Below are 23,318 nucleotides of genomic sequence, written 5' to 3'. Positions count from 1 at the left end.
GGCGCCGCGCGGAGTCCGCTCCGCGTGGCGCCGGTGTCCGTGCGACGCGGGTGGTGTGGCCCGCAACCGACGCGGGTACCGCATCGGGCACCGTCGCCACGGAGGTGACCCGATGGGGGTACGGATCGGGCAGTGCACGCTCGACGTCGAGGACCTGGACGTGATGGTCGCGTTCTGGTCAGCGGCGCTCGGCTACGAGGTTGAGCGGGGCGACGACGGCAGCGCCAAGCTCTGGCCGCCGGGGCAGTCGCCGGCCACCGCCCCCACCGTCTGGTTGCAGGGCTCGGGCACCACCAAGCGGGGCAAGAACCGACTGCACCTCGACCTGGTCGCGGACACGGACCCCGAGACCGAGGTACGACGGCTGCTGGGCCTCGGTGCGCGGCACGTCGACGTCGGGCAGACCGGGACCGAACGGTTCACGGTGCTCGCCGACCCGGAGGGCAACGAGTTCTGCGTGCTGGACGGCCCGCCGACCCGCTGACGGCCCCCGAGGTCACTTCGCGGTGAGCAGCGCCGCGATCCGGGTGAAGCCTTCGCGTACCTCGGCCTCGTCCGGCGGCTCGGCGGACGCAGCGTGGCCCGCCTCGTCGGCGGCGGCGTCCAACTCCTCGTCGATCACGTCCTCGAAGTCGCCGTACAGGTCGGCGCCCTCGACCTGGCGGGCCTCGTCCTCGGCGGCGACCTGCGCGGCGGCGATCTCACTGCGGATCTCGTCGGCCGACAACGCCGGCAGCAACGGCTCCACCACCGCCATCAGTTGCTCCTCGGCCACCACCGCCTCGGCCAGCGCCAACGCGTGTGGCCGCTCGTACGGCCCGCAGACCACCGGCTCCCACTCGTCGAGGTCGCCGAGCGGACCGAAGGTGATGATCCACGGCAGACCGAGGAGCGGCGAGTCGGCCGGCAGGTCCAGTGTCATGAGTGCGCCCACCGGCTCATCATGGTCCGCGAACGCGAGCGCCGACGGCTTTCGGCTCAGTTTTCGCCCGTCCGGCGGGTGATCGACGACCCTCAGCCGGGGCGGGCCGCATCCAGGGCGGCGCGGACCAGGGCGAGGGCGGTGGCCGGTGGTACGCCGAGCCGTGCCGCCTCGGCCGCGTAGCCGGCCGCCGCCCGCTGGAGCCGGTCGACGGCGTCGTCCCGCCCGGGGGCGACGAACGTGCCGTTGCGCCCCCGGGTCTCCAGCAGACCGGCAGCCTCCAACTCCCGGTACGCCCGGGCCACCGTGTTCGCCGCCAACGTCAGGTCGGCGGCGAGCTGCCGGACGGTGGGCAGTCGGCTGCCCACCGGCAGCCGACCGTCGCCGATCAGCTCGGCGAGTTGCCCACGAACCTGCTCGTACGGGGGCACCGACGAGTCCGGGTCGACCGAGATCAGCACCTGCACACCTTCCGTCCTCAGCCCGCACCGCCCGGCGTACCGGGATCGGTGTCCTCGTCGACCACCTTCGGTGCGGCGGGGGTCTCCGCCAGGTCCACCACCCGACCGTTGGTGCTTGTCGCGAGCAGGGCCGCACCGAACAGCACCAGTTGGTTGAGCAGGTAGAGGTAGAGCAGCAGCCCGACGGCGCCGGCCACCACCGTGTACGCCGGGTTGCGCTCGGTGCGCACCACGTAGTAGCGCCCCACCGTGTTCAACAGGGTGATGCCGACCGCGACCAGCAGCACCACCGGACGCAGCCGGGACCGGCTCATCCGCAGCCGGGGCACCGCGAGGAGTAGCGCGGTGGCGAGCACCGCGTTGACCACCACGCTCAGCACCGCGCTGATCGTGGTGAGCCCGACCGACCCGGTGCTGCGCAGCAGGAAACGCAGCAACGACTCCAACGCGTCCACCGCCGCGACCGAGACGCCGAGCAGCACGAAGATGCCGATCATCACGCCCAGGTCGACCAGCCGCCGGATCACCAGGTTGCCGGGCTGCTGGTTGAGCGCGTACATCAGCCGCTGCGAGGACCGGATGGCCTCCACCCAGCCGATCCCGGTGAAGACCAGGATGACCAGGCCGACCACCCCGACCGTGCCGCTGGAGTTGGCGATCTGCTCGGCGTCCAGGAAGGGCAGGTTCTCCTTGAGGAAGCCGGCCGCCGCCGCGCTGACGTCGTCGTTGTCCTCCAGGATCGCACCGAAGATGGAGAACGCGACAAGGGCGAGGGCGAACACCGCGAAGAAGCCGTAGTAGGCGATCGCGGCGGCCAGCCGCCCGGCCAGCACCTCGCCGTACAGGGCGCCGGCCCGCCAGACGTGATCGAAGAGCCCCGACCGGTGGCGCGCGGCGCTCACCCAGCGGTCGATGGCCGCCTCGATCCCGCCGATCACGTTCACGCGATCATCCTCGCCGATCTCCCACCGCCGTAGTGGCAACCGGCTCCCGATGCTCACCTACCGGCGCGTCGCCGACGGGTCAGTCGCCGAGGCAGAAATCCCGACGCGGCTGCCACCGGGCCTCCCCGCTGTGCGAGAAGAGGGTGAACGCGTCGACCTCGAACATCGCGGAGAAGTCGGCCAAGTCCTCGTACACCTTGTCCAGGGCCTCCGGAGCCACGTCCTGCGCCACGGTGACGTGCGGATGGTACGGGAAGCGGGCCCTGCGGTGTAGGTCCGGCGTCGCGGTGATGGCGGCGGCCAGCAACTCACACTCGCTGATGCCGGCGGCCACCGCGACGAACACCACCTGGGTGACCGGCCGGAACGTGCCGGTGCCCCGCAGGTGCAGCGCGAACGGCAGGTGCGCGGCGGCGACGGCGGCCAGGTGCCGCTCGACGGCGGGCAGATGTGCCGTCGGGATCTCGGTGGGCCCGAGCAGCGTCACGTGCGCGGGCACCGCGAGCGGGTCGCCGGCCTCGATCCGCCGGCGGGTGAGCTGGGCACCCCAGGGCTCGGGAATGTCCACCGCGATGCCGATCTGGATGGTGTCGCCGATCGGCGGCACCCCGCCACTGCGATCCACGCTTCGCGCCGCCCCTCCGGCCACCGACCCGTCCACCTGTCCCGCGGCGCTACTCGCCGCGCACGGGCGGGAAGAACCCGACCCGCTCGTACGTGGAGCGCAGGGTCGCCGCGGCCACCGCGCGGGCCTTCTCCGCACCGGAGGCGAGCAGCTTGTCCAACTGCGCCGGGTCGTCGAGGTACGCGCGGGTGCGCTCCTGGACCGGACGGACGAAGTCCGCCACCACCTCGGCCAACTCCTTCTTCAGGTCGCCGTAGCCACGACCGGCGAACGCGGCCACCAACTCGTCGATGCCGCGACCGCTGAGCGCCGAGTGGATGGTCAGCAGGTTGGACACACCCGGCTTCGTCTCGGCGTCGAAGACGATCTCCCGACCGGTGTCCGTCACCGCCGAGCGGATCTTCTTGGCGGATCGGGCCGGATCTTCCAGCAGGTCGATGATGCCGGCCGGCGAGGACGACGACTTGGACATCTTCGCCGTCGGGTCCTGCAGGTCGGTGATCTTCGCGGTGTCTTTGACGATGTGCGGCGCGGGCACCGTGAACGTCGGGCCGAACAGCGAGTTGAACCGCTGGGCCAGATCCCGGGAGAGCTCCAGGTGCTGGCGCTGGTCCTCCCCGACGGGGACCGCGTTGGCCTGGTAGAGCAGGATGTCGGCGGCCTGCAGGACCGGGTAGGTGAACAGCCCGACGCTGGCCCGCTCGTTGCCCTGCTTCTGCGACTTGTCCTTGAACTGGGTCATCCGGCTGGCCTCGCCGAAGCCGGTGATGCAGCCGAGCACCCAGGCGAGCTGCGGGTGCTCGGGCACCTGCGACTGCACGAACAGGGTGCTGCGCTCCGGGTCGAGACCGACCGCGAAGAGCTGTGCGGCGGCTACCCTCGTCCGCTGCCGCAACAGCGCCGGGTCGTGCCCCGCGGTGATGGCGTGCAGGTCGACCACGCAGTAGAACGCGTCGTGGGTCTCCTGTAGTGCCACCCAGTGCCGCACCGCGCCCAGATAGTTGCCGAGGTGGAACGAGTCGGCCGTCGGCTGGATGCCGGAGAAGACGCGGGGACGGGCGGGAACGTCGGACATGGCGATAATTCTGTCAGCAAGCAAGCGGGTCCGTCATGACGGGCCGGCGGGTCGGCTGCGGCCCGCCGTCGTCGGGGTGCTGACCTCGGGTGGTGCGCTCGGGCCGACCCGGCGCGTCGGCCCGGCCGCCGGCTGCCGCGCCGACGCGCCCTGGTGCTCGCGGGGCCGCTCGTGTTGCTGCTCGCGGCGCTGCTCCGGCACCCGGACGGCGGAGACGGCGAGCCGGGCCACCCGGCGGCCGTCCAGGGCGAGGACCCGCAGCAGCCAGCCGTCCGCCGGGTCGGCCGGATCCGGTCCGACGCCGTCGGCCGCTTCGCCGAGCACCGGCACCTCGTCGCCGGTCACCGGGAGCCGACCCAGCGCGGCCATCACGAACCCACCGACCGTCTCGTACGGCCCGGCGGGCAGCGCCACCCCGGTCCGCTCGGCGAAGTCGGCGAGGTTGAGGCGACCGTCCACGACGGCCGGCAGGCCGACGCGCACCGGGTCCGGAGTCGCGTCGTACTCGTCGCGGATCTCACCGATCAGCTCCTCGATGAGGTCCTCCAGCGTGACGATGCCGGCGGTGCCGCCGTACTCGTCGACCACCACCGCCAGGTGCTGGCCCTCCCGGCGCATCTCGGTGAGCGCGGGTAGCACCCGTTTGCTCCCGGGCAGGCGCTTCACCTCCCGGGCCAGCTCGCCGACTGTGACACACGGATCGGCGTCCGGACGCAGCAGCACGTCCCGCAGGTGCACGAAGCCGACCACGTCGTCGTGGGTGCCGTCGGTGACCGGGTAGCGGGTGTGCGTTTCGGCGCGCACCAGCCGGGCAGCCTCGGTGATGGTGAGCCGCGCCGGGAGGAAGACGACCTCGGTGCGCGGCATCATCACCTCGCGGATCAGGCTGGCACCGGCCACCAGGACCTCGTCGATGATCCGCCGTTCGTCCGGGTCGAGCACCGTGTTCGCGGCGACCAGGTCCCGCAGCTCGGCCTCGGTGATCCGCTCCCGGCCGGCCGCCGGCCCGGCCCCGAGCAGGTCGGTGACGAGTCGGGAGGCACCGTCGGCGGTGCGGACCAGCACCCGGGCGACGGCCCGGGCGAGCGGCCCGGGGTCGCGACGGGGTCGCACCCGCACGCGTCGCCGGAGCCCGGTACGGGCCACTTCCCGCATGACAGAGATGGTAGACACCGTTGGCTCACCGCACCCGCGGATCGCGCGGAGGAGCCGCACATGTTCGGCTCTGTTTAATCATGAAGGATTATGATGGAATGAGGATGGCGGTGCCGTCGGCCAGCGTGCCGGCCGCCGCCTTAGGGTGATCAGCGAAGGCCACGTCCCGGGCGGGCCAGGCAGGAGGCAACGACGTGAAACTGCTCGTCACCGGGGGCGCCGGCTTCATCGGCAGCGTGGTGACCCGGATGCTGCTCGACGCGGGTCACCAGGTGGTCGTCCTGGACGACCTGCGCACCGGGCACCGCGAGGCGCTCGCCCCGGACGCGACCCACGTCGAGGCGTCCATCCACGACGCCGCCCGCGTCCTCACCCGCGACGCCGGGTTCGACGGGGTGCTGCACTTCGCCGCCCTGATCGCCGCCGGCGAGTCGATGGTCAAACCGGAGCTGTACTGGCAGAACAACACAGTTGGCAGCCTCGCCCTGATCGACGCGGTCCGGGCCGCCGGCGTGCCGCGGATGGTCTTCTCCTCCACCGCCGCCGTCTACGGCAACCCCACCGAGCTGCCAATTCCGGAGACCGCCGTCAAGGCGCCCACCAACACGTACGGCGCCACCAAGCTCGCCGTCGACATGGCGCTCACCTCCGAGACGATCGCGCACGGACTGGCCGCCGTGTCACTGCGCTACTTCAACGTCGCGGGTGCCCACCTCGACGGCGACATCGCGCTCGGCGAACGGCACGACCCGGAGACGCACCTGATCCCCATCGCGCTGGAGGTCGCCGCCGGCCGACGGGAGAAGCTCCAGCTCTTCGGCGACGACTACCCCACCGTGGACGGCACCTGCGTCCGGGACTACATCCACGTCGCCGACCTGGCCCGCGCGCACCTGCTGGCCCTGGACGCGGCCACCGGCGGCCAACACCGGATCTACAACCTGGGCAACGGCAACGGCTTCACCAACCGCCAGGTCGCCGACGTGGTCCGCGAGGTCACCGGGCACCTTCTGCCCGTCGAGGTGGCCCCACGCCGCGAGGGTGACCCGGCCGAGCTGGTCGCCTCCTCCGCGCTGGCCCGCGACGAGCTGGGCTGGGTGCCGCAGAAGCCGACCCTGCACGACATGGTCGGCGACGCCTGGGCCTTCTACCGCGCACACGTCCTGGAGCAGCAGCCGTGACCGACCCCACGCGTGCCGTGGCCGACCGGGCCGCCGCCGGCTTCACCACGCGGTACGGCGGCCAGGCCGCCGGCCGCTGGGCGGCTCCCGGCCGGGTCAACCTGATCGGCGAGCACACCGACTACAACGAGGGGTTCGTGCTGCCCTTCGCGCTGCCGTTGCAGACAGTCGTCGCCGCCGACCGGCAGGACGCGGAGCAGTGGACGGTCTGGTCCGAGCTGTCCGACGAGACGATCACCTTCGGGGCGGACGACGTCGCCGAGGCGGGTCGGGTGACCGGCTGGGGCGCGTACGTCGCCGGGGTGGTCTGGGCACTGCGCGAGGCCGGTCACCCGGTTCCGGGCGCGCGGCTGGCCATCGCCTCCGACGTGCCGCTGGGCTCCGGGCTCTCCTCCTCGGCCGCGTTGGAGTCAGCCGTGCTGGCCGCCCTGCTCGACCTCGGTGGGCTGGAGCTGCCCGCGGAGCTGCAGCCCCGGCTGGCGCAGCGGGCCGAGAACGTCTACGTGGGCGCGCCAACCGGGATCATGGACCAGTCCGCGGTGATCCGCTGCCGTGCCGGGCACGCCCTCTTCCTGGACTGCCGCGACGAGTCGGTCGAGCAGATCCCCTTCGACCTGGACGCCGCCGGCCTCGCGGTGCTCGTCATCGACAGCCGGGCGCCGCACCGGCACGCCGACGGTGAGTACGCTGCCCGCCGCCGTTCCTGCGAGGCCGGAGCCGCCGCGCTCGGCGTCCCCGCGCTGCGGGACGTGAGCGTCGACCAACTCGACACCGCACTGGCCCAACTCGACGACGAGGAGACCCGGCGACGGGTCCGTCACGTCGTCACCGAGGACCAACGCGTACTGGACACGGTGGCGCTGCTGCGCGCGGCCCGGGTCCGCGACATCGGCCCCCTGCTCACCGCGTCGCACGTCTCCATGCGCGACGACTTCGGAATCACCGTGCCGGAGATCGACACGGCGGTCGAGGCGGCGTTGGCGGCCGGCGCGCTCGGCGCCCGGATGACCGGCGGCGGCTTCGGCGGCTGCGTCCTGGCCCTGATCGACGCCGACCGCGCCGACGAGGTGGCCGCCGCCGTGACCGCCGCGTACGCCGAACGAGGCTTCACCGCCCCCGGCACCCTGACGGTCCGGCCCTCCCCCGGCGCCACCCGCCTGCCCTGAGCCGTGATTCGGTGATCGTGCTCGAACATGGAAGTAGTGGCCTCGCCCAGTGGGTGAGGCCACTACTTCATGGATCGAGCGCGATCTTGCCGGCGGTCAGCAGCCGGCGACCGCCCGCGGCCAGCAGCGGTGAGCCGGGCCCTAGCTCGCTTCGACGATCATGGCGGCACCGACCGTGCGGTTGGTGGTCTCGTCGATGATGACGAAACCTCCGGTGGTGCGGTTGCGGCGGTATTCGTCGGCCAGCAGCGGGACCGTCGTCCGCAGCCGCACCCGGCCGATCTCGTTGAGCCGCAGCTCGTCGGCCGACTCGTCGCGGTGCAGCGAGTTGATGTCCAACCGGTAGTGCAGTCCGCGCACGATCGCCCGTGCCGAGCGGGTGGTGTGCTTGATCGCGTACCGACCGCCGACCCGCAGCGGGGCTGTCTCGTCCATCCAGCAGACCATCGCCTCGATGTCCTGCGCGACCGCCGGTGCGTTGTTCGGCCGGCAGATCAGGTCACCCCGGGAAATGTCGATCTCGTCAGCCAGTCGTACCGTCACCGACATCGGGGGGAACGCCTCCGGCACCGGCCCGTCGGCGGTCTCCACGGCGGAGATCCGGCTGGTGAACCCGGACGGCAGCACCATCACCTCGTCACCCGGCTTGAGCACGCCGGAGGCGACCTGACCGGCGTAGCCGCGGTAGTCGGTGACAGTCGTGGACTGCGGCCGGATCACGTACTGCACCGGGAACCGGACGTCGACCAGGTTGCGGTCACTCGCGATGTGCACCCGCTCCAGGTGGTGCAGCAGCGACGGCCCCTCGTACCAGGGCATGTTCTCCGAGCGGGCGACGATGTTGTCACCGCGCAACGCCGAGATCGGCACCACGGTCAGGTCCGGTGCGTCGAGCTTCGCGGCGAACGCGGTGAACTCGTCGGCGATCCGTTCGAAGACCTCCTGCGACCAGTCCACCAGGTCCATCTTGTTGACACAGAGGACCAGGTGCGGCACCCGCAGCAGGGAGCACAGGAACGCGTGCCGGCGGGACTGCTCGACCAGGCCCTTGCGGGCGTCCACCAGGATCAGCGCCAGATCGGCGGTGGAGGCGCCGGTGACCATGTTGCGGGTGTACTGGGTGTGCCCCGGGGTGTCGGCGATGATGAACTTGCGCCGGGGGGTGGCGAAGTACCGGTACGCCACGTCGATGGTGATGCCCTGCTCCCGCTCGGCCCGCAGACCGTCGGTGAGCAACGCCAGGTTGGTGTATTCGTCACCGCGGGCCGCGCTGACCGCCTCGACGGCGGCCAACTGGTCGGTGAAGAGCGACTTGGTGTCGTAGAGCAGCCGACCGATGAGTGTCGACTTGCCGTCGTCCACGCTGCCGGCGGTGGCGAACCGGAGCAGGTCCATCGCCCGGGCCTCCGGCCCGGCCCCGGTAACAGCCCGGGCCTCCGCATCCGCGGACGCCACGATCTCGGTGCTCATCAGAAGTAGCCCTCCCGCTTGCGGTCCTCCATGGCGGCCTCGCTGACCCGGTCGTCACCACGGGTCGCGCCACGCTCGGTGATCCGGGTGGCGGCCACCTCCTCGATGACCTTCTCCACGGTGTCCGCGTCGGAACGGACCGCGGCGGTGCAGGAGGCGTCGCCCACGGTGCGGTAGCGCACCTGTGCCTTGAACCGCTCCTCACCCGCCCGGGGGCGGAAGAACTCGTTGACCGCGTAGACCATGCCGTCGCGTTCGATCACCTCACGCTCGTGCGCGTAGTAGATCGAGGGCAGCGGGATGCGTTCCCGGGCGATGTAGTGCCAGACGTCCAGCTCGGTCCAGTTGGACAGCGGGAAGACCCGGATCGACTCGCCCGGGTGGTGTCGGCCGTTGTACAGCGACCACAGCTCCGGCCGCTGGTTCTTCGGATCCCACTGGCCGAACTCGTCGCGGAAGCTGAACACCCGCTCCTTGGCCCGAGCCTTCTCCTCGTCGCGGCGGGCACCCCCGAACAGCGCGTCGAAGCGGTGTTTCTCCACCGCGTCCAGCAGCACCGGCGTCTGGATCCGGTTGCGCATCCCGTCGCCGGACTCCCGGACCATGCCGCTGGCCAGGGCCTCCGGCACGCTCGCCACCACGAGCTGCAACCCCAACTCGGCGACCCGCTGGTCGCGGTATTCCAGGACCTCGGGGAAGTTGTGCCCGGTGTCGACGTGCATGACCGGGAAGGGAATGCTGGCCGGCGCGAACGCCTTCTGCGCCAGCCGCAGCATGACTATCGAATCCTTGCCACCGGAGAAGAGCAGCACCGGGCGTTCCATTTCGGCAACCACCTCGCGCATCACGAAGATGCTCTCCGCCTCCAGGGCGTCCAGGTGGGAGACCCGGTAGGCGGCGGGGGTGGTCATGACACCGGCTCGATTCGCTCGATCATCCGATTTCCAGACCTTTCCGGTCGGACATGTCAAGAAAGTGCGCTCAGGCTACCCGGAATGTCTCTGCAACGCTGCAAGCAACCGAGTGGCGAGATCCTTGCGACAGACCAGCAGGTCCGGCAGGCGCGGATCCGCCTCGTTGTATTTCAGCGCAGAACCATCGATCCGGGAAGCGTGTAGTCCGGTGGCCGTCGCCACAGCCACCGGTGCCGCCGAGTCCCACTCGTACTGACCACCGGCGTGGATGTACGCGTCCACCTCGCCGGTGACCACGGCGGCGATCTTCGCGCCGGCCGAGCCCATCGGCACCAGATGCGCCCCGACGTCCTCGGCCAGGTCGGTCAGGAAGACCGGCGGTCGGCTCCGGCTGGCCGCCAGGCGGATCTTCCGCTCGCCGGCGGTCGCGGCCTCCACCGTCATCGGCGGGTACGCCGGCGGGTAGTCCGTGCCCAACACCCGGTGCTGCGCCGGCAGCCCCACCGCCCCCGCGACCAGCCCGTGCGGGCTCGGCGCGTTACGTGCCCAGAGCGCCACGTGCACCGCCCAGTCCGAGCGGCCCTCCTCGGAGAACTCGCGGGTGCCGTCCAACGGGTCGATGATCCACACTCGGTCCGAGGTCAACCGCGACACCGCCCCGGTGTTCACCTCGGCCGCCCAGGCCAACCGCGACCCCTCGTCCTCCTCGGAGAGCACCGCGTCGCCCGGCCGCCACTTCGCCAACTCCGTGCGGATCAGGTCGTGCGACACCTTGTCCCCGGCCGACTTCAGCGCGCCGGTGTCCGCGAAGCCCATCTCGGCGCGCAGGTCGAGCAGCGCCTGCCCGGCCCGGGACGCCAACCACCTGGCGAACGCGCCGTCGATCATCGGAGGACTGGTCATCTGCCCGCTCCCGTCGCCTCGCCGCGACCCGTGCCCGCACGGACCGATTCGCCGCGACCCGCGTCGTGGGCGCGGCACGCCGAAAGGCGCAGACTACCGGCCAACCGTTTCCGATCCGGTACGCCCCGCCCGACTCAGCCCCCGTGGTAGAGGTTCTGCGTCGGCTCCACACCCTTGAGGATCACCGACTCCACCACGTCGGCAGCCCGGTCGACCAGGAAATCCAGCTCCTTGCGTTCTGCCGCGCCGAAATCCGACAGCACGTAATCCGCCGGATCCTGCCGCCCCGGCGGTCGGCCGACGCCGAACCGGACCCGGGCGTAGTCCTTCGTGCCCAACGACTTCGACATCGACCGCAGGCCGTTGTGCCCGCCCTCGCCGCCGCCGAACTTGACCCGCACCTGGCCGAACCCGATGTCCAACTCGTCGTGCACCGCGATCACCTGCGTCGCCGGCACCTTGTAGAACTGCGCCAGCGCCGCCACCGGCCCGCCGGAGAGGTTCATGTACGTCAGTGGCTTCGCCAGCACCAGCTTCGGCCCACCAAACCCCAGCCGCGCCTCGCCCACCTCGGCCACCGCCCGCTTGTGCCGACCGAACCGCGCACCCAACCGCCCGGCCAGCAGGTCGGCCACCATGAACCCGACGTTGTGCCGGTTACCGGCGTACTCCCGACCCGGGTTGCCCAGGCCGACCACCAGCCACGGCCCCACCACCTCGTCCGTCACGACCCGTCCCTCTCGCCGTCCATCCCACCGGATACGCCGACAGGCGCCCCCGAACGTCCGGGAGCGCCTGTCGCAAAGCTGGAACCGATCAGGCCTCGGTGCGCGCCTCGGTGGTCTCTGCGCCCTCGGCGGTGTCCGCGCCCTCGGAGCCCTCGGTGGTCTCGCCGACCTCGGCCTCGGCCTCGTCGGTGGCCGCCTCGACCTCGGGCAGCGTCGCCTCGAGCTGCTCGGCGGTGGGGGCCGCGGTCACCGACGCGACGGTCAGGTCCGAGTCGGCGGCCAGCTCGACACCGGACGGCAGCTCGACGTCGCCGGCGGTCACCTGGGTGCCCGCCTCCAGACCCTCGATCGACGCCTCGAGGTGGTCCGGAACCTTGGTGGCGTCGGCGGTCACCGACAGGGTGTCGTGGTCGTGCACGATCAGGGTGTCGCGGGCGGCCTCGCCGGTCAGCTGCACCGGGACCTCGACGGTGACCTTCTCGCCCCGACGGACCAGGATCAGGTCGACGTGCTCGAAGGTGTCCCGGATCGGGTCGCGCTGGATCGCCTTCGGCAGCGCCAGCACCTGGGTGCCATCGGTGATGTCGATCGCGAAGAGCTGGTTGGCACCGCCCTTGCGGATCGCCGCGGCGAACTCCCGCGACGGCAGCGCGATGTGCTTGGGCTTCTCGCCGTGACCGTAAAGCACGGCGGGCACCTTGCCGGCCCGGCGGGTACGGCGGGCACCACCCTTGCCGAACTCGGTGCGGGGCTCGGCGCTGATCTTTACCTCGGACACGGGGAAACTCCTGATGCTTTTCGCTGCGGCGGCTTGTCGTCTGGCGGTGCTGGGGCGAGGGGCTCGCTGGGGCTCATGCGTCATGAACGACTGCCCGGAGCACCGCGTCGATGACGGTGCCTCCGTGCGGCGCTTTATCAGCGGCCCGCCGGGCACCCTCGCCGTGGCAACCGCACCAGTCTACCCGAGCTGTTTCCGGGGTTTCCGGCAGTCCCCGTTCACGGCTCCAGACCGGCGCGTCGGTGGTTTTCCCACCAGCGCGCCGGCCTCGTTTCCCTCAGTCTGCCAGCCCCGTTGCCCCCGGGGCGCGGGCTCAGCTCAGACCACCGAAGAGGGTGGTCACCGAGCCGTCGTCGAAGACCTCCCGGATCGCCCGCGCCAGCAGCGGCGCGATCGACAACACGGTCAGCTTGTCCAACTGCTTCTCCGGCGGAAGCGGCAACGTGTTGGTCACCACGACCTCGCTGATCGAGCTGTTCTTCAGGCGCTCGGTGGCCGGGTCGGACAGCAGCGCGTGGGTGGACGCGACCACGATCTCCGCCGCCCCCGACTCCTTGAGGATGTCCGCGGCCTTGGCGATCGTGCCACCGGTGTCGATCATGTCGTCGACGATCAGGCAGACCCGGCCCTCGACCTCGCCGACCACCCGGTTCGCCACGACCTGGTTCGGCTTCATCGGGTCACGGGTCTTGTGGATGAAGGCGAGCGGGCAGCCACCCAGCCGGTCGGTCCACCGCTCGGCCACCCGCACCCGGCCCGAGTCCGGTGCCACCACGGTCATCGGCCGGCCGGCGTACTTGTGCTCCACGTACTCGGCCAGGATGTCCATCGCGAAGAGGTGGTCCACCGGGCCATCGAAGAAGCCCTGGATCTGCGCGGTGTGCAGGTCGACGGTGAGGATGCGGTTGGCGCCGGCGGTCTTCAGCAGGTCCGCCACCAGGCGGGCCGAGATCGGCTCCCGACCACGGTGCTTCTTGTCCTGCCGCGCGTACGGGTAGAACGGCAGCACCACGGTGATCCGCTTGGCCGACCCCCGCTTCAGCGCGTCCACCATGATCAGGGTCTCCATGACCCAGGTGTTCACCCCGTGCGTGACGGACTGCACCACGAAGGCGTCCGAACCACGCACCGAGTCCTTGAAACGTACGAAGATCTCACCGTTGGCGAACTCGTACGCGTCGGCCGGGGTCGGCGCGACGCCGAGCACCTCACCGATCTCCTTGGCCAACTCCGGAAAGCCACGTCCGGAAAAGAGCATCAGGCTTTTGCGGTTTTCGGCGACGATGCTGCCCATGGGCCCGTCTGCTCCCGTTTTGTCGGCGGTACCCGACCCGGTGGTGGTGGGTCAGGGACTATTCGGTTGCAGTATCTCCCGTGCCGGACGCGCCGCCCACCGTCTCGGTCACCCCGTGGATTGCCTCACTGTCGCTTGCGGCGCGGGCCACCTCCGACGCACCCTCGGCACCGCGTACCGCACGCTCGGCAGCCGCCGCGGAGATCGTTCCGGCCCGCTTGCGCGCCACCCAGCCCTCGATGTTGCGCTGCGGCGAGCGGGTCACCCCGAGCGCGCCCGGCGGCACGTCCTGACCGATCGCGCTGCCCGCCGCGACGTACGCCCCGGCACCCACCTCGACCGGCGCGATCAGGCTCGTGTCGCACCCGACGAACGCAGCCTCGCCCACGACCGTGCGGTGCTTGTGCACGCCGTCGTAGTTGACGAAGATCGTCGCCGCGCCGATGTTGGCCTTCGCGCCGATCGTCGCGTCACCCACGTAGCTGAGGTGCGGCACCTTCGCACCCGGGCCGATCTCGGAGTTCTTCACCTCGACGAACGTGCCGACCTTGGCCTTCTCGGCCAGCTGGGCGGCGGGCCGCAGGTACGCGTACGGCCCGACGCTGGCACTCGCACCGACCTCCGCGCCGACGGCGTGACTGCGGATCACCGACGCGCCAGGGCCGACGATCGTGTCGATGAGCGTGACGTCCGGCCCGACCAGCGCTCCCGCACCGACGACCGTACCGCCGCGCAACTGGGTGTTCTGGTCGATCACCGCGTCGCGGTCCAGTGCCACCGTCACGTCGATCCAGGTGGTCACCGGGTCCAGCAGGCTGACCCCGGTGCGCATCCACGCCTCGTTTACCCGGTCGCGCAACAGCCGGCGCAGCGTCGCCAGCTCCACCCGGTCGTTGCAGCCCAATGTCTCGGAGTGGTCGACGGCGACGTGCACCGCCACCGGCTCGCCGGCCGAGCGGAGCAGACCGAAGACGTCGGTGAGGTATTCCTCGCCCTGGTCGTTGTCGGTGGAGAGCTTGCCCAGCGCCGCACGCAGCCGCACCGCGTCGAACGCGTAGATGCCCGCGTTGATCTCCCGGATCGCGCGCTGCGTCGCGTCGGCGTCGCGTTCCTCGACGATCTGCTCCAGCCGGCCGTCGGCGTCCCGGACGATCCGCCCGAGGCCGGTCGGGTCGGGCACCTCGGCGGCCAGCACGGTAGCCGCCGCGGCCGCCTCCTCGTGCGCGGTCACCAACGCGCCGACCGTCTCGGGGCGCAGCAGCGGCACGTCCCCGTTGATCACCACGACCGTGCCGGCGCCCTCCGGGACGGCGTCCAGCGCGATCCGCACGGCGTGCCCGGTGCCGAGCTGCTGGGCCTGCAGCACCGGCGTGGCGTCCGGAGCGACCTCGGACAGGTGCGCCCGGACCTGGTCGGCACCGTGCCCCACCACGACCACGGTCCGATCCGCGGCCAGCGGCGCGGCGGCGCTCAGCACGTGACCGAGCAGCGTCCGACCGAGCAGGGGGTGCAGCACCTTGGGCAGTGTCGACTTCATCCGCTTGCCCTCACCGGCGGCGAGCACGACGACGGTACGAAGGTGGGGCTGGGGCACGACGTGGCTCCCGTCGGGACGGCGGACACTCTCGCGGCCATGCTAACCGCGGGGCCCGGCACCTTCCCCTCTTACCCCCACCCGAACCTAAAACGGACGTAGGGGGCAGCTCGGCCGCCAGGGTTCGAACCTGAAATACGGGTACCAAAGACCCGGGTGTTGCCAATTACACCACGGCCGATCAGCGACGCGAGGACGTCGCGCGGGTGACGGATCTCCCGCCGCTACACCTTAGCGCCCCGGCCGCCAGACGCCATCGCTCATCCCCGCCAGCACAACCACTGACAGCTCCGCCCCACACCGCCGCCGACACCTCCAAGCCGCCGGCCCACCACGTGCCCGCACCCCGGTGATCATGGAGTTATCGCCCAACACGCCGACGACACGCGCGCGTAACTCCATGATCAACGCGTGTGGGTGGGGGTGGGGGTGGGGTGGGGTGGGTGGACGGGGGCTCACCTGCGAGTTTGGGCGGGTACGCGAGGGTGTTTCGAAACTTCCCCGTGCGATCTACGGGGCGGTAAGTTACGGTGACGTAGGCGTAGCTTCGTGACCGTCCCCCGTCCCCCTGCGAGGTCTCATGTCCACCACACTGCTCGATCCCAACCCGCCCGCCAGCGGTCCCAAACCACTCACCGACGGCAGTCAGGCCAACGGCATCCTGGCCGCTCTCTGGGCCTTCGTGGTGATCCCCTTCGTCGCCCTGCTGGTCGCCGTGCCGGTCGCCTGGGGCGGTTGGCTGGGCTGGAGCGACGTGATCATCGGCTCGGTCTGGTACGTCGTCTCCGGGCTCGGCATCACCGTCGGCTTCCACCGCTACTTCACGCACGGCTCGTTCAAGGCCAAGCGTTGGCTGCGGGTGACACTGGCGGTGGCGGGGTCGCTTGCGGTGCAGGGCGAGATCATCCAGTGGGTCGCCGACCACCGGCGCCACCACGCGTTCTCCGATCTGGAGGGTGACCCGCACTCCCCCTGGCGCTTCGGCACCAGCCTCTGGGCGTTGACCCGGGGCCTGTTCCACGCGCACGTGGGCTGGCTGTTCCGCCGGGAGCTGTCCAACCGTGAGCGTTTCGCACCGGACCTCATCGCCGACCGTGACATCAGCCGGGTCGACAGGCTCTTTCCCGCGTTGGTGGCGATCTCGCTGCTCGGCCCGGCACTTATCGGCGGTCTGGTGACCTGGTCCTGGCAGGGCGCGCTCACCGCGTTCTTCTGGGCCGGGCTGGTCCGGATCGGCCTGCTGCACCACGTCACCTGGGCGATCAACTCGGTGTGCCACGTCTACGGCGAGCGTCCGTTCGCGATGCGCCAGGGCGACCGCGCGTCGAACTTCTGGCCGCTGGCGATCCTGTCGTTCGGCGAGAGCTGGCACAACCTGCACCATGCCGACCCCACCAGCGCGCGGCACGGCGTGCTGCGTGGCCAGGTGGACATCTCCGCCCGGGTGATCTGGTTGTTCGAGAAGACCGGCGCGGCGACGCAGGTGCGCTGGCCAAAACCGGAGCGCCTCGCCGCGAAGCTGGTGAAGCCGGTCGCACCCCGGTAAAACCGGGCGGTGCGCCAGGATGGCGCCTGGCAGGATAGCCGGATGACCGAGCGACGCGGGGGGACCGGGCGGCTCGGCAGACGGGGGCCGGGCCCGATCCGGGTCCGATCGGACGGCGCGGCAGGGCGGTCGGACCGCCGGCCAGTGAGGCGACGACGTGAACGGGCACAGCGGAGGCACCATTCCACGGCAGGGCGTCACCGAGCGCCAGCTAGGCGGCGACATGCCTGAGGTCACCGATGGTGACAGCGTCGGCGGCCGACGGGTGACACCGTCGGTCCCGGCTCCCAAACCCAAACCCACCTCCCGGGTCCGCATGTCGGCGGCCCAGCGCCGCGAGCAGTTGATCGCGACCGGCCGGCAACTCTTCGCCGAGCGTGGCTTCGACGCCACCTCCATCGAGGAGGTGGCGGCCCGCGCCAAGGTCTCCAAGCCTGTGGTATACGAGCATTTCGGCGGCAAGGAAGGGCTCTACGCGGTGGTGGTGGACCGGGAGGTCCGGGCCCTGCTCGACCGGATCACCACGGCGTTGACCGCCGGGCATCCACGGGAGCTGCTGGAGCAGGCGGCGCTGGCCCTGCTGACCTACATCGAGGAGGAGACCAGCGGCTTCCGGGTGCTGGTCCGCGAGTCCCCGCTGATGTCCGGCACGGCCAACTTCAGCAGCGTGATGAACGACGTCGCGCACCAGGTCGAGCACATCCTGGGCGCCGAGTTCAAGAGCCGGGGGTACGATCCGAAGCTCGCCGAGCTGTACTCGCAGGCACTGGTGGGCATGGTGGCGTTGACCGGCCGCTGGTGGCTGGAGGTGCGCAAGCCGCGCAAGGAGACGGTGGCGGCGCACCTCGTCAACCTGGCCTGGAACGGGTTGTCGCACCTGGAGGCGAAGCCGACGCTGATCACGGCCCGGCGCCACTGACCATCCGTCAGCGGCGGTGCACGTCGGCCACCGGGTGCTTGCGGTTCTCCAACTCCGCCTCGGCGTGCTCCGGCGGGCCGACCTTGTCGTAGAGGCCGGTGCCGAGCAGGATCAGGCCGAACAGCATCGACACGATCACCGTCGACATCGAGAAGTTGAGGAAGTTCGCGCCGGTCTGCAGCACCGACATCATCAGGATGCTGGTCGCCAGGAACACCACGCCGGCCGTGAGGTTCATGTAGTGGCCGAGGTTGGTGCGCCGGGACGCTCCGATGATCAGGACGACTCCGAAGACCACCGAGGCGAGTGAGAAGGCCAGGTTGGTCCGCAGCCCGAGGGCCCAGGTGCTGTTGCGGGCGAAGAGCGGGTCACCGATCGTCTCGGCGACGCCCCAGACGCCGAACACCAGGATGTAGACGCCGATCAGACCGGAGAGGACCCGGTAGAGCGGCCGTGCCGGATGGTTGACCGGAAAGTGCGGCATACCAGACCCCATCCACCTGAGTTAGACCATTTCAGGAGGATTGTCGCCCAACCAAGAGCCAACTGTCCGAAGAACCCGAAAGCCGGAAAGGGTCCGCCGAACGGCTGGACCAGGTCAGGTTTTCGCCGGAGCCCGAGCTGCGCAGGGATCAAGCCTGACCGCCCGGAGCAGCTCGGGCTCCGGCGAAAACCCACAACCGCAACCAGAAAAATCAGAGAACCAGCCGAGCCTTCTGGAAAGCCTCCGCCTCCTCCTCCGAACCGACCTTGCCGTACATGCCGACCATCAGCAGCACCAGGGCGACGGTCATCGCGACGATGACGGTGACGATGCTGAAGTTGAGGACATTGGCGTCGGTCCGGATGAAGGCGAGGCTGGCCAGGCTGATCACCATCAGGGCGTACGACAGCCACTGGTTGATCGCCACGTCGATGTTGCGGCCGAGCGCGGTGCCGACCAGCACGACGAGCCCGAGCAGCACGCTGAGCAGCCCGAGGCCGAGGTTCGTGCCCTGACCGAGGACCCGGGTGTCGTCCTGGGCGAGGATCTCGTTGCCGGTGCTCGCGATGATGCTGAGCACACCGAAGACCACCAGGTACAGACCGGTCAGCCCGCCGATCGCCCGGTAGATCGGCCGCGCGGGGTGGTTGACGGGGGTGTGGGCCATGTCTGAGTCTCCAACGCCGTGGGGTAGGTGTCGCCGACGATTGTCCCGCATGTGGCGGTGTGACGCCGCACACGGCCCCCGGGCTGGTGCGTCCGGCCCGGTCAGCTCTCCGGAAGCTCCTCGGCGAGCGTCATCCAGGTCTCCTCGATCCGCTCCCGCTCGGCGCGCAGATCCTTGAGCTGGGTGTCCAGCTCGGCTACCCGGGCGTAGTCGGTGGCGTCCGCGGCGAGCTGGTCGAGCAGCGTGGTCTCGCGCTGGTCGAGCTTGCCGAGCTGCCGTTCCAGCCGGGTCAGCTCCTTGCGGGCCTGGCGGACCTCGGCGGCGGACATGCCACCTCCCGAGGCGGCGGCGGGCGCGGCGGACGACGTGCCGCCCGCCCGCGGAAGGCCGGCCCGCTCCGCGGTCCGGGCGAGGTATTCGTCCACACCGCCGGGCAGGTGCACCAGCCGGCCGTCGCCGAACATCCCGTACGCCGTGTCGGTGACCCGCTCGATCAGGTAGCGGTCGTGGCTCGCCACGATGATCGTGCCGGGCCACGAGTCGAGCAGGTCCTCCAGCGCGGCGAGGGTGTCGGTGTCCAGGTCGTTGGTGGGCTCGTCGAAGAGCAGCACGTTGGGCTCGCCGGCCAGCAACCGCAGCATCTGCAACCGGCGTCGTTCCCCACCGGAGAGGTCACTGACCGGGGTCCAGAGCCGGCGGTCGTCGAAGCCGAACACCTCGGCGAGTTGCGCGGCGGAGACCTCCCGGTCGCCGAGCTGCACCCGGCGGGCGACCTCCTCGACGGCTTCGAGCACCCGCAGGTGGCCGGGCAGCTCGCTGAGCTCCTGGGAGAGGAACGCGGGCCGCACGGTGGAGCCGGTGCCGAGGCGGCCACCGTCGGGGCGGGTGATGCCGGCCAGCATCCGCAACAGCGTGGTCTTGCCGGCGCCGTTGGCGCCGAGGATGGCGATCCGGTCACCGGGGCCGACCAGCCAGGTGACGTCGCGCAGGATCTCCTTGGGGCCGGCGTGCAGCTCGACGTTCTCCAGCTCGTACACCTGCTTGCCGAGCCGGGAGGTGGCCATGCGCTGGAGCGACATGGTGTCGCGGGCCGGCGGCACGTCGGCGATCAGCGCGTTCGCGGCGTCGATGCGGAACTGGGGCTTGGAGGTCCGGGCCGGCGGCCCACGGCGCAGCCAGGCGATCTCCTTGCGGAGCAGGTTCTGCCGGCGAGCCTCGGTCGCGGCGGCGACACGATCGCGTTCGGCGCGGGCGAGGGTCCAGGCGGCGAAGCCACCCTCGTAGGCGCGGACGGTCTGGTCGGCGACCTCCCAGGTGTAGGTGCAGACCGCGTCCAGGAACCACCTGTCGTGGGTGACCACGACCAGGGCGCCCTTGCGCCCGACCAGGTGCCGGGCCAGCCAGTCGACACCGCCGACGTCGAGGTGGTTGGTGGGCTCGTCGAGGATGAGCAGGTCGGAGTCGCGCACGAGCAGCGCGGCGAGTGCCACCCGGCGCCGTTCGCCACCGGACATCGGGCCGACCGGCTGGTCCAGGCCGAGGTGCGGCATGCCGAGGCCGTCGAGGATGGCCCGCACCCCGGCGTCGCCGGCCCACTCGTGCTCGGCGCCCATGCCCTCGGCCAGCCAGGCGGTGCCGAGCACGACATCCCGGACGGTGGCTTCGGGAGCGAGGGTGAGCTGCTGCGGCAGCCAGAGCACGCGGAGGTCACGGCGGTGGGTGACCCGGCCGTCGTCGGGGTCCTCCTGCTTGGTGAGCAGCCGCAGCAGGGTGGACTTGCCGGCGCCGTTGAGGCCGACCACGCCGATCCGGTCGGCGTCGTCCAGGCCGAGCGAGACGTCCGTGAGTAGCCGCCCCGCGGCGCCGTACCCCTTGGACACCCGGTCCAGATTGACGATGTTCGCCACGTTCCACCCTTCATGATCAAGGCGTCCGGGTGCCGGCGGGCACCTGGACGCCTGACCCAAGGGTACGCGGACGCCCGCGCTGCCCGCGCCGCGCGCCCGCCGGCCCGCCGGGACGTGCGGTCAGCCGACGCGAGCGCCGGCGACCGGACCGCGCGCGACCCGCGCCTGACGGCACACGCCAGCGGCGGTCAGCTCGGCGGCGATCCGCTCCGCGTCGGCCGCGTCGGCGGCGAGGAACACGCAGGTCGGCCCGGAGCCGGAGACGATGCCGGTGAGCGCGCCGGCCGCCTCGCCGGCCTTGAGCGTGTCGGCCAACGCCGGACGCATGGCCAGCGCGGCGTCCTGCAGGTCGTTGCCGAGCGTCCGGGCCAGCACCCGGGGGTCACGTTGGCGCAACGCGCCCAGCAGCGCATCGGTGCTGCCCAGCGGGGCACCGGCGGCACCGGAGTCGCGGAGCCGGTCCAACTCCCGGTACGCGGCCGGGGTGGACAGGCCGACGTCGGCGATCGCCACCACCCAGTGCCAGGAGGTGGGGCGGACCAGCACCGGGCTGACCGCCTCGCCCCGGCCGGTGCCCAGCGCGGTGCCGCCGTAGATCAGGAACGGCACGTCGGAGCCGAGGTCGGCGGCGATCCCGGCCAACTCGTCGCGGGACAGCCCGGTGCCCCAGAGCGCGTCGCAGGCCACCAGTGCGGCGGCCGCGTCGGCGCTGCCACCGGCCAGCCCACCGGCGAGCGGGATCTGCTTGCGCAGGTGCAGTCGGGCGTGTGGCAGCACGCCCGCGTACCCGGCGAGGGCGTGCGCGGCGCGGATTACCAGGTTGGTGTCGTCCAGCGCCAACTCGCCGGTGCCCTCGCCCTCCATGGTCAGGGCGAGCGTGTCGCCCCGGCGGGCCGTCAGCTCGTCGTAGATCGAGATGGCGTGGTAGACGGTGTTCAGCTCGTGGTAGCCGTCCCGGCGCAGCGGGCCCACCCCGAGGTGCAGGTTGACCTTCGCGGGCACCCGGACCTTCACCGGCCCGATGGCCCCGCGTCGCTCGTCCTCGTCGTCAGGTCGCCAGGCCTCGGTCACGGGGTGATGTCCCGCACGTGCAGGCGGATGTCGAACGGCTTGGCCACGATCAGCTCCTCGGCGGAGTCGGCGGCCAGCTCGTACCGGCCGTCGACCAGGTCGTACGCGTACACGTGCACCGGATTCTGCTCGACCCGCCAGTAGTGCGGGATCCCGGCATCGGCGTAGTCGGCAGGCTTCTCCAGCCGGTCCCGCCGTCGGGTGCTGCGGGAGACGACCTCGACAACCAGAATCACGGGCTCAGCGGTCGAGTAGTGGCTGTCATAGTTGATCGTCTCGGCCGCGAGCAGCATGACGTCAGGCTCAAAGGTCTGGTCGACGCCGACCATGACGCCTGTGGCGAAGCTGGGCTCCATCCCCTTCGGCGAATGTTGCCTCAGCCAATTCCAGAGCAGGCCGCTGATCTTCTGATGGCCGAACGTCGGGGAGGGGACCACGATCATGACTCCGTCGCGTAGCTCCACCCGGGGAGCGTCATCGGGCAGGGAGAGCACGTCTTCGACGGTGTAGTTGCCGAGCCTCTGGCGCCAGAGGTCCGGACCGGACCAGCGGTCGCGCGGCGGGGGCAAAGCATCCGCGGTCACTCGTACACCTCCTCGGCGGGCACGGCGTCAGCCTACTTCGCGGCCCGCGTACCGGCCGGAGCCGACGCGGCGATGGCGGCGAACTGCTCGACGGTCAGTGACTCCCCTCGGGCGCCGGGGTCGACACCGGCCGCGGTGAGCGCGGCGGCGGCCCGGTCCGGGCCACCAGCCCAGCCGGCCAGGGCGGCGCGCAGCGTCTTGCGGCGCTGCGCGAACGCCGCGTCGACCACGGCGAAGACCTGCTCCCGCCGCACGTCGGTGCGGGGTGGTTCGTGGCAGGTGAAGGCGACCAGGCCGGAGTCGACGTTGGGCACCGGCCAGAACACGTTCGGCGGCACCTTGCCGGCACCTCGGGCGTGGGCGTACCAGGCGAGCTTGACCGACGGGATGCCGTACACCTTGGAGCCGGGACCGGCGACGAGCCGGTCGGCGACCTCCTTCTGCACCATCACCAGGCCGTGCCGCAGGGTGGGCAGCACGGCGAGCAGGTGCAGCACCACCGGCACGGCCACGTTGTAGGGCAGGTTCGCCACCAGTGCCGTCGGTGCGGGGTCGGCCACGTCGGCGGCGGCGATGCGCAGCGCGTCGGCGCGGTGCACGGTGAGCCGGTCGGCGTCCGCGCCGGCGTGCCGGGCGACGGTCTCCGGCAGCGCCCCGGCGAGCACCGGGTCGATCTCCACGGCGTGCACGTGCCCGGCGACCGGCAACAACCCCAGGGTCAGCGAACCGAGGCCGGGACCGACCTCCAGCGCCACGTCGTCGGGGGTCAACCCGGCGGCGGTGACGATCCGGCGCACGGTGTTCGGGTCGTGCACGAAGTTCTGGCCCAGCTTCTTGGTGGGCGCGACGCCCAGCCGGGCGGCGAGTTCCCGGATCTCCGCCGGGCCGAGGAGACCGGTCATGCCGGGCAGCGTAGCGACGGGGTCGGGG

General features: G+C 71.2%; 24 protein-coding genes and 1 tRNA gene. 5 read left to right on the top strand and 20 right to left on the bottom strand.

The genetic code is table 11. The features are described 5' to 3' along the window. Positions 1-112: 112 nt before the first annotated feature. Positions 113-484 (top strand): VOC family protein, encoded by a 372-nt coding sequence (locus tag AB0B14_RS04330; protein WP_357075610.1) that lies wholly within the window; start codon positions 113-115, stop codon positions 482-484. Between the two features lie 12 nt (positions 485-496). Here the strand turns inward: AB0B14_RS04330 and AB0B14_RS04325 are convergent, their stop codons facing one another. From AB0B14_RS04325 to AB0B14_RS04300, 6 genes are all read right to left on the bottom strand, one after another. Next, positions 497-934 (bottom strand): hypothetical protein, encoded by a 438-nt coding sequence (locus tag AB0B14_RS04325; RefSeq protein ID WP_357075613.1) that lies wholly within the window; start codon positions 932-934, stop codon positions 497-499. Positions 935-1,014: 80 nt separating this feature from the next. Further along, on the bottom strand, positions 1,015-1,389 hold the full coding sequence (locus AB0B14_RS04320) for a GntR family transcriptional regulator (protein WP_357075616.1): 375 nt from the start codon (positions 1,387-1,389) through the stop codon (positions 1,015-1,017). A gap of 11 nt (positions 1,390-1,400) precedes the next feature. Next, on the bottom strand, positions 1,401-2,327 hold the full coding sequence (locus tag AB0B14_RS04315) for a YhjD/YihY/BrkB family envelope integrity protein (protein ID WP_357521206.1): 927 nt from the start codon (positions 2,325-2,327) through the stop codon (positions 1,401-1,403). A 79-nt stretch (positions 2,328-2,406) separates the two neighbouring features. Beyond that, the gene (locus tag AB0B14_RS04310; protein ID WP_357075622.1) at positions 2,407-2,976 is read right to left on the bottom strand and encodes a 2'-5' RNA ligase family protein; all 570 of its coding nucleotides are present in this window, start codon (positions 2,974-2,976) and stop codon (positions 2,407-2,409) included. 25 nt (positions 2,977-3,001) lie between these two features. After that, positions 3,002-4,027: a tryptophan--tRNA ligase gene (trpS, locus tag AB0B14_RS04305; protein WP_357521204.1), complete on the bottom strand. Its 1,026-nt coding sequence runs from the start codon at positions 4,025-4,027 to the stop codon at positions 3,002-3,004. A gap of 33 nt (positions 4,028-4,060) precedes the next feature. After that, the gene (locus AB0B14_RS04300) at positions 4,061-5,182 is read right to left on the bottom strand and encodes a hemolysin family protein (protein WP_357521202.1); all 1,122 of its coding nucleotides are present in this window, start codon (positions 5,180-5,182) and stop codon (positions 4,061-4,063) included. Positions 5,183-5,376: 194 nt separating this feature from the next. On the opposite strand from AB0B14_RS04300, the gene galE reads away from it, so the two are divergent. Both galE and galK read left to right on the top strand, forming a co-directional pair. Continuing rightward, entirely contained in the window at positions 5,377-6,363 is a 987-nt protein-coding gene (galE, locus tag AB0B14_RS04295) for a UDP-glucose 4-epimerase GalE (RefSeq protein WP_357075631.1), read from the top strand. Beyond that, positions 6,360-7,529 (top strand): galactokinase, encoded by a 1,170-nt coding sequence (gene galK / locus AB0B14_RS04290; RefSeq protein ID WP_357075634.1) that lies wholly within the window; start codon positions 6,360-6,362, stop codon positions 7,527-7,529. Before galE ends, galK begins: the two co-directional genes overlap by 4 nt. 141 nt (positions 7,530-7,670) lie before the next feature. On the opposite strand, the gene AB0B14_RS04285 is transcribed toward galK, so the two are convergent. From AB0B14_RS04285 to AB0B14_RS04250, 8 genes are all read right to left on the bottom strand, one after another. Then, complete coding sequence (locus AB0B14_RS04285) at positions 7,671-8,924, bottom strand: GTP-binding protein (protein ID WP_357075963.1); 1,254 nt, start codon at positions 8,922-8,924, stop codon at positions 7,671-7,673. A gap of 74 nt (positions 8,925-8,998) precedes the next feature. Continuing rightward, the gene (gene cysD, locus AB0B14_RS04280) at positions 8,999-9,910 is read right to left on the bottom strand and encodes a sulfate adenylyltransferase subunit CysD (RefSeq protein ID WP_357075637.1); all 912 of its coding nucleotides are present in this window, start codon (positions 9,908-9,910) and stop codon (positions 8,999-9,001) included. A gap of 75 nt (positions 9,911-9,985) precedes the next feature. Beyond that, the gene (locus AB0B14_RS04275; protein ID WP_357075640.1) at positions 9,986-10,816 is read right to left on the bottom strand and encodes an inositol monophosphatase family protein; all 831 of its coding nucleotides are present in this window, start codon (positions 10,814-10,816) and stop codon (positions 9,986-9,988) included. A gap of 134 nt (positions 10,817-10,950) precedes the next feature. Next, positions 10,951-11,544: an aminoacyl-tRNA hydrolase gene (gene pth / locus AB0B14_RS04270; protein ID WP_357521200.1), complete on the bottom strand. Its 594-nt coding sequence runs from the start codon at positions 11,542-11,544 to the stop codon at positions 10,951-10,953. Positions 11,545-11,632: 88 nt separating this feature from the next. Then, positions 11,633-12,322, bottom strand: a complete 690-nt coding sequence (locus AB0B14_RS04265; RefSeq protein WP_357075646.1) for a 50S ribosomal protein L25/general stress protein Ctc — start codon at positions 12,320-12,322, stop codon at positions 11,633-11,635. Positions 12,323-12,635: 313 nt separating this feature from the next. Next, positions 12,636-13,616, bottom strand: a complete 981-nt coding sequence (locus AB0B14_RS04260; RefSeq protein ID WP_357075649.1) for a ribose-phosphate diphosphokinase — start codon at positions 13,614-13,616, stop codon at positions 12,636-12,638. A gap of 58 nt (positions 13,617-13,674) precedes the next feature. Continuing rightward, positions 13,675-15,210 carry a bifunctional UDP-N-acetylglucosamine diphosphorylase/glucosamine-1-phosphate N-acetyltransferase GlmU gene (gene glmU / locus AB0B14_RS04255; protein ID WP_357075652.1) on the bottom strand — a complete coding sequence of 512 codons (1,536 nt, stop codon included), beginning with the start codon at positions 15,208-15,210 and terminating at the stop codon, positions 13,675-13,677. Positions 15,211-15,319: 109 nt separating this feature from the next. Then, positions 15,320-15,391: transfer RNA gene (locus tag AB0B14_RS04250), tRNA-Gln, on the bottom strand. A 399-nt stretch (positions 15,392-15,790) separates the two neighbouring features. Here AB0B14_RS04250 and AB0B14_RS04245 point away from each other — a divergent pair. Further along, on the top strand, positions 15,791-16,756 hold the full coding sequence (locus AB0B14_RS04245; RefSeq protein ID WP_357075655.1) for an acyl-CoA desaturase: 966 nt from the start codon (positions 15,791-15,793) through the stop codon (positions 16,754-16,756). A gap of 223 nt (positions 16,757-16,979) precedes the next feature. Next, the gene (locus AB0B14_RS04240) at positions 16,980-17,675 is read left to right on the top strand and encodes a TetR/AcrR family transcriptional regulator (RefSeq protein WP_357521198.1); all 696 of its coding nucleotides are present in this window, start codon (positions 16,980-16,982) and stop codon (positions 17,673-17,675) included. 7 nt (positions 17,676-17,682) lie between these two features. Here the strand turns inward: AB0B14_RS04240 and AB0B14_RS04235 are convergent, their stop codons facing one another. The 6 genes from AB0B14_RS04235 to rsmA form a co-directional block, all read right to left on the bottom strand. Continuing rightward, positions 17,683-18,159: a DUF4383 domain-containing protein gene (locus tag AB0B14_RS04235; RefSeq protein WP_357521196.1), complete on the bottom strand. Its 477-nt coding sequence runs from the start codon at positions 18,157-18,159 to the stop codon at positions 17,683-17,685. Positions 18,160-18,370: 211 nt separating this feature from the next. Beyond that, entirely contained in the window at positions 18,371-18,826 is a 456-nt protein-coding gene (locus tag AB0B14_RS04230) for a DUF4383 domain-containing protein (protein WP_357521194.1), read from the bottom strand. Positions 18,827-18,927: 101 nt separating this feature from the next. Continuing rightward, complete coding sequence (locus AB0B14_RS04225) at positions 18,928-20,733, bottom strand: ABC-F family ATP-binding cassette domain-containing protein (protein ID WP_357075667.1); 1,806 nt, start codon at positions 20,731-20,733, stop codon at positions 18,928-18,930. 120 nt (positions 20,734-20,853) lie between these two features. Beyond that, positions 20,854-21,804 (bottom strand): 4-(cytidine 5'-diphospho)-2-C-methyl-D-erythritol kinase, encoded by a 951-nt coding sequence (locus AB0B14_RS04220; protein WP_357521192.1) that lies wholly within the window; start codon positions 21,802-21,804, stop codon positions 20,854-20,856. Next, complete coding sequence (locus AB0B14_RS04215; protein ID WP_357521190.1) at positions 21,801-22,388, bottom strand: Uma2 family endonuclease; 588 nt, start codon at positions 22,386-22,388, stop codon at positions 21,801-21,803. The genes AB0B14_RS04220 and AB0B14_RS04215 overlap by 4 nt, the downstream gene beginning before the upstream one ends. A gap of 32 nt (positions 22,389-22,420) precedes the next feature. Continuing rightward, positions 22,421-23,290 (bottom strand): 16S rRNA (adenine(1518)-N(6)/adenine(1519)-N(6))-dimethyltransferase RsmA, encoded by an 870-nt coding sequence (rsmA, locus tag AB0B14_RS04210; RefSeq protein WP_357521188.1) that lies wholly within the window; start codon positions 23,288-23,290, stop codon positions 22,421-22,423. Positions 23,291-23,318: the final 28 nt, after the last annotated feature.

The sequence above is a fragment of the Micromonospora sp. NPDC049171 genome (genome assembly GCF_040648275.1).
Taxonomy (GTDB): Bacteria; Actinomycetota; Actinomycetes; order Mycobacteriales; family Micromonosporaceae; genus Micromonospora.
Note: the sequence above shows the minus strand (reverse complement) of the source record. Positions and strands in the feature narration are given on the sequence as shown.

What these genes read in the sequence shown, in the direction of transcription:
- AB0B14_RS04240 (WP_357521198.1), top strand. Translation starts at nt 16,980, where the DNA reads ATGCCTGAGGTCACCGATGGTGACAGCGTCGGCGGCCGACGGGTGACA.
- AB0B14_RS04330 (WP_357075610.1), top strand. Translation starts at nt 113, where the DNA reads ATGGGGGTACGGATCGGGCAGTGCACGCTCGACGTCGAGGACCTGGAC.
- AB0B14_RS04235 (WP_357521196.1), bottom strand. Translation starts at nt 18,159, where the DNA reads ATGCCGCACTTTCCGGTCAACCATCCGGCACGGCCGCTCTACCGGGTC.
- AB0B14_RS04230 (WP_357521194.1), bottom strand. Translation starts at nt 18,826, where the DNA reads ATGGCCCACACCCCCGTCAACCACCCCGCGCGGCCGATCTACCGGGCG.
- cysD (WP_357075637.1), bottom strand. Translation starts at nt 9,910, where the DNA reads ATGACCACCCCCGCCGCCTACCGGGTCTCCCACCTGGACGCCCTGGAG.
- trpS (WP_357521204.1), bottom strand. Translation starts at nt 4,027, where the DNA reads ATGTCCGACGTTCCCGCCCGTCCCCGCGTCTTCTCCGGCATCCAGCCG.
- rsmA (WP_357521188.1), bottom strand. Translation starts at nt 23,290, where the DNA reads ATGACCGGTCTCCTCGGCCCGGCGGAGATCCGGGAACTCGCCGCCCGG.
- AB0B14_RS04285 (WP_357075963.1), bottom strand. Translation starts at nt 8,924, where the DNA reads ATGGACCTGCTCCGGTTCGCCACCGCCGGCAGCGTGGACGACGGCAAG.
- AB0B14_RS04260 (WP_357075649.1), bottom strand. Translation starts at nt 13,616, where the DNA reads ATGGGCAGCATCGTCGCCGAAAACCGCAAAAGCCTGATGCTCTTTTCC.
- AB0B14_RS04245 (WP_357075655.1), top strand. Translation starts at nt 15,791, where the DNA reads ATGTCCACCACACTGCTCGATCCCAACCCGCCCGCCAGCGGTCCCAAA.
- AB0B14_RS04300 (WP_357521202.1), bottom strand. Translation starts at nt 5,182, where the DNA reads ATGCGGGAAGTGGCCCGTACCGGGCTCCGGCGACGCGTGCGGGTGCGA.
- AB0B14_RS04275 (WP_357075640.1), bottom strand. Translation starts at nt 10,816, where the DNA reads ATGACCAGTCCTCCGATGATCGACGGCGCGTTCGCCAGGTGGTTGGCG.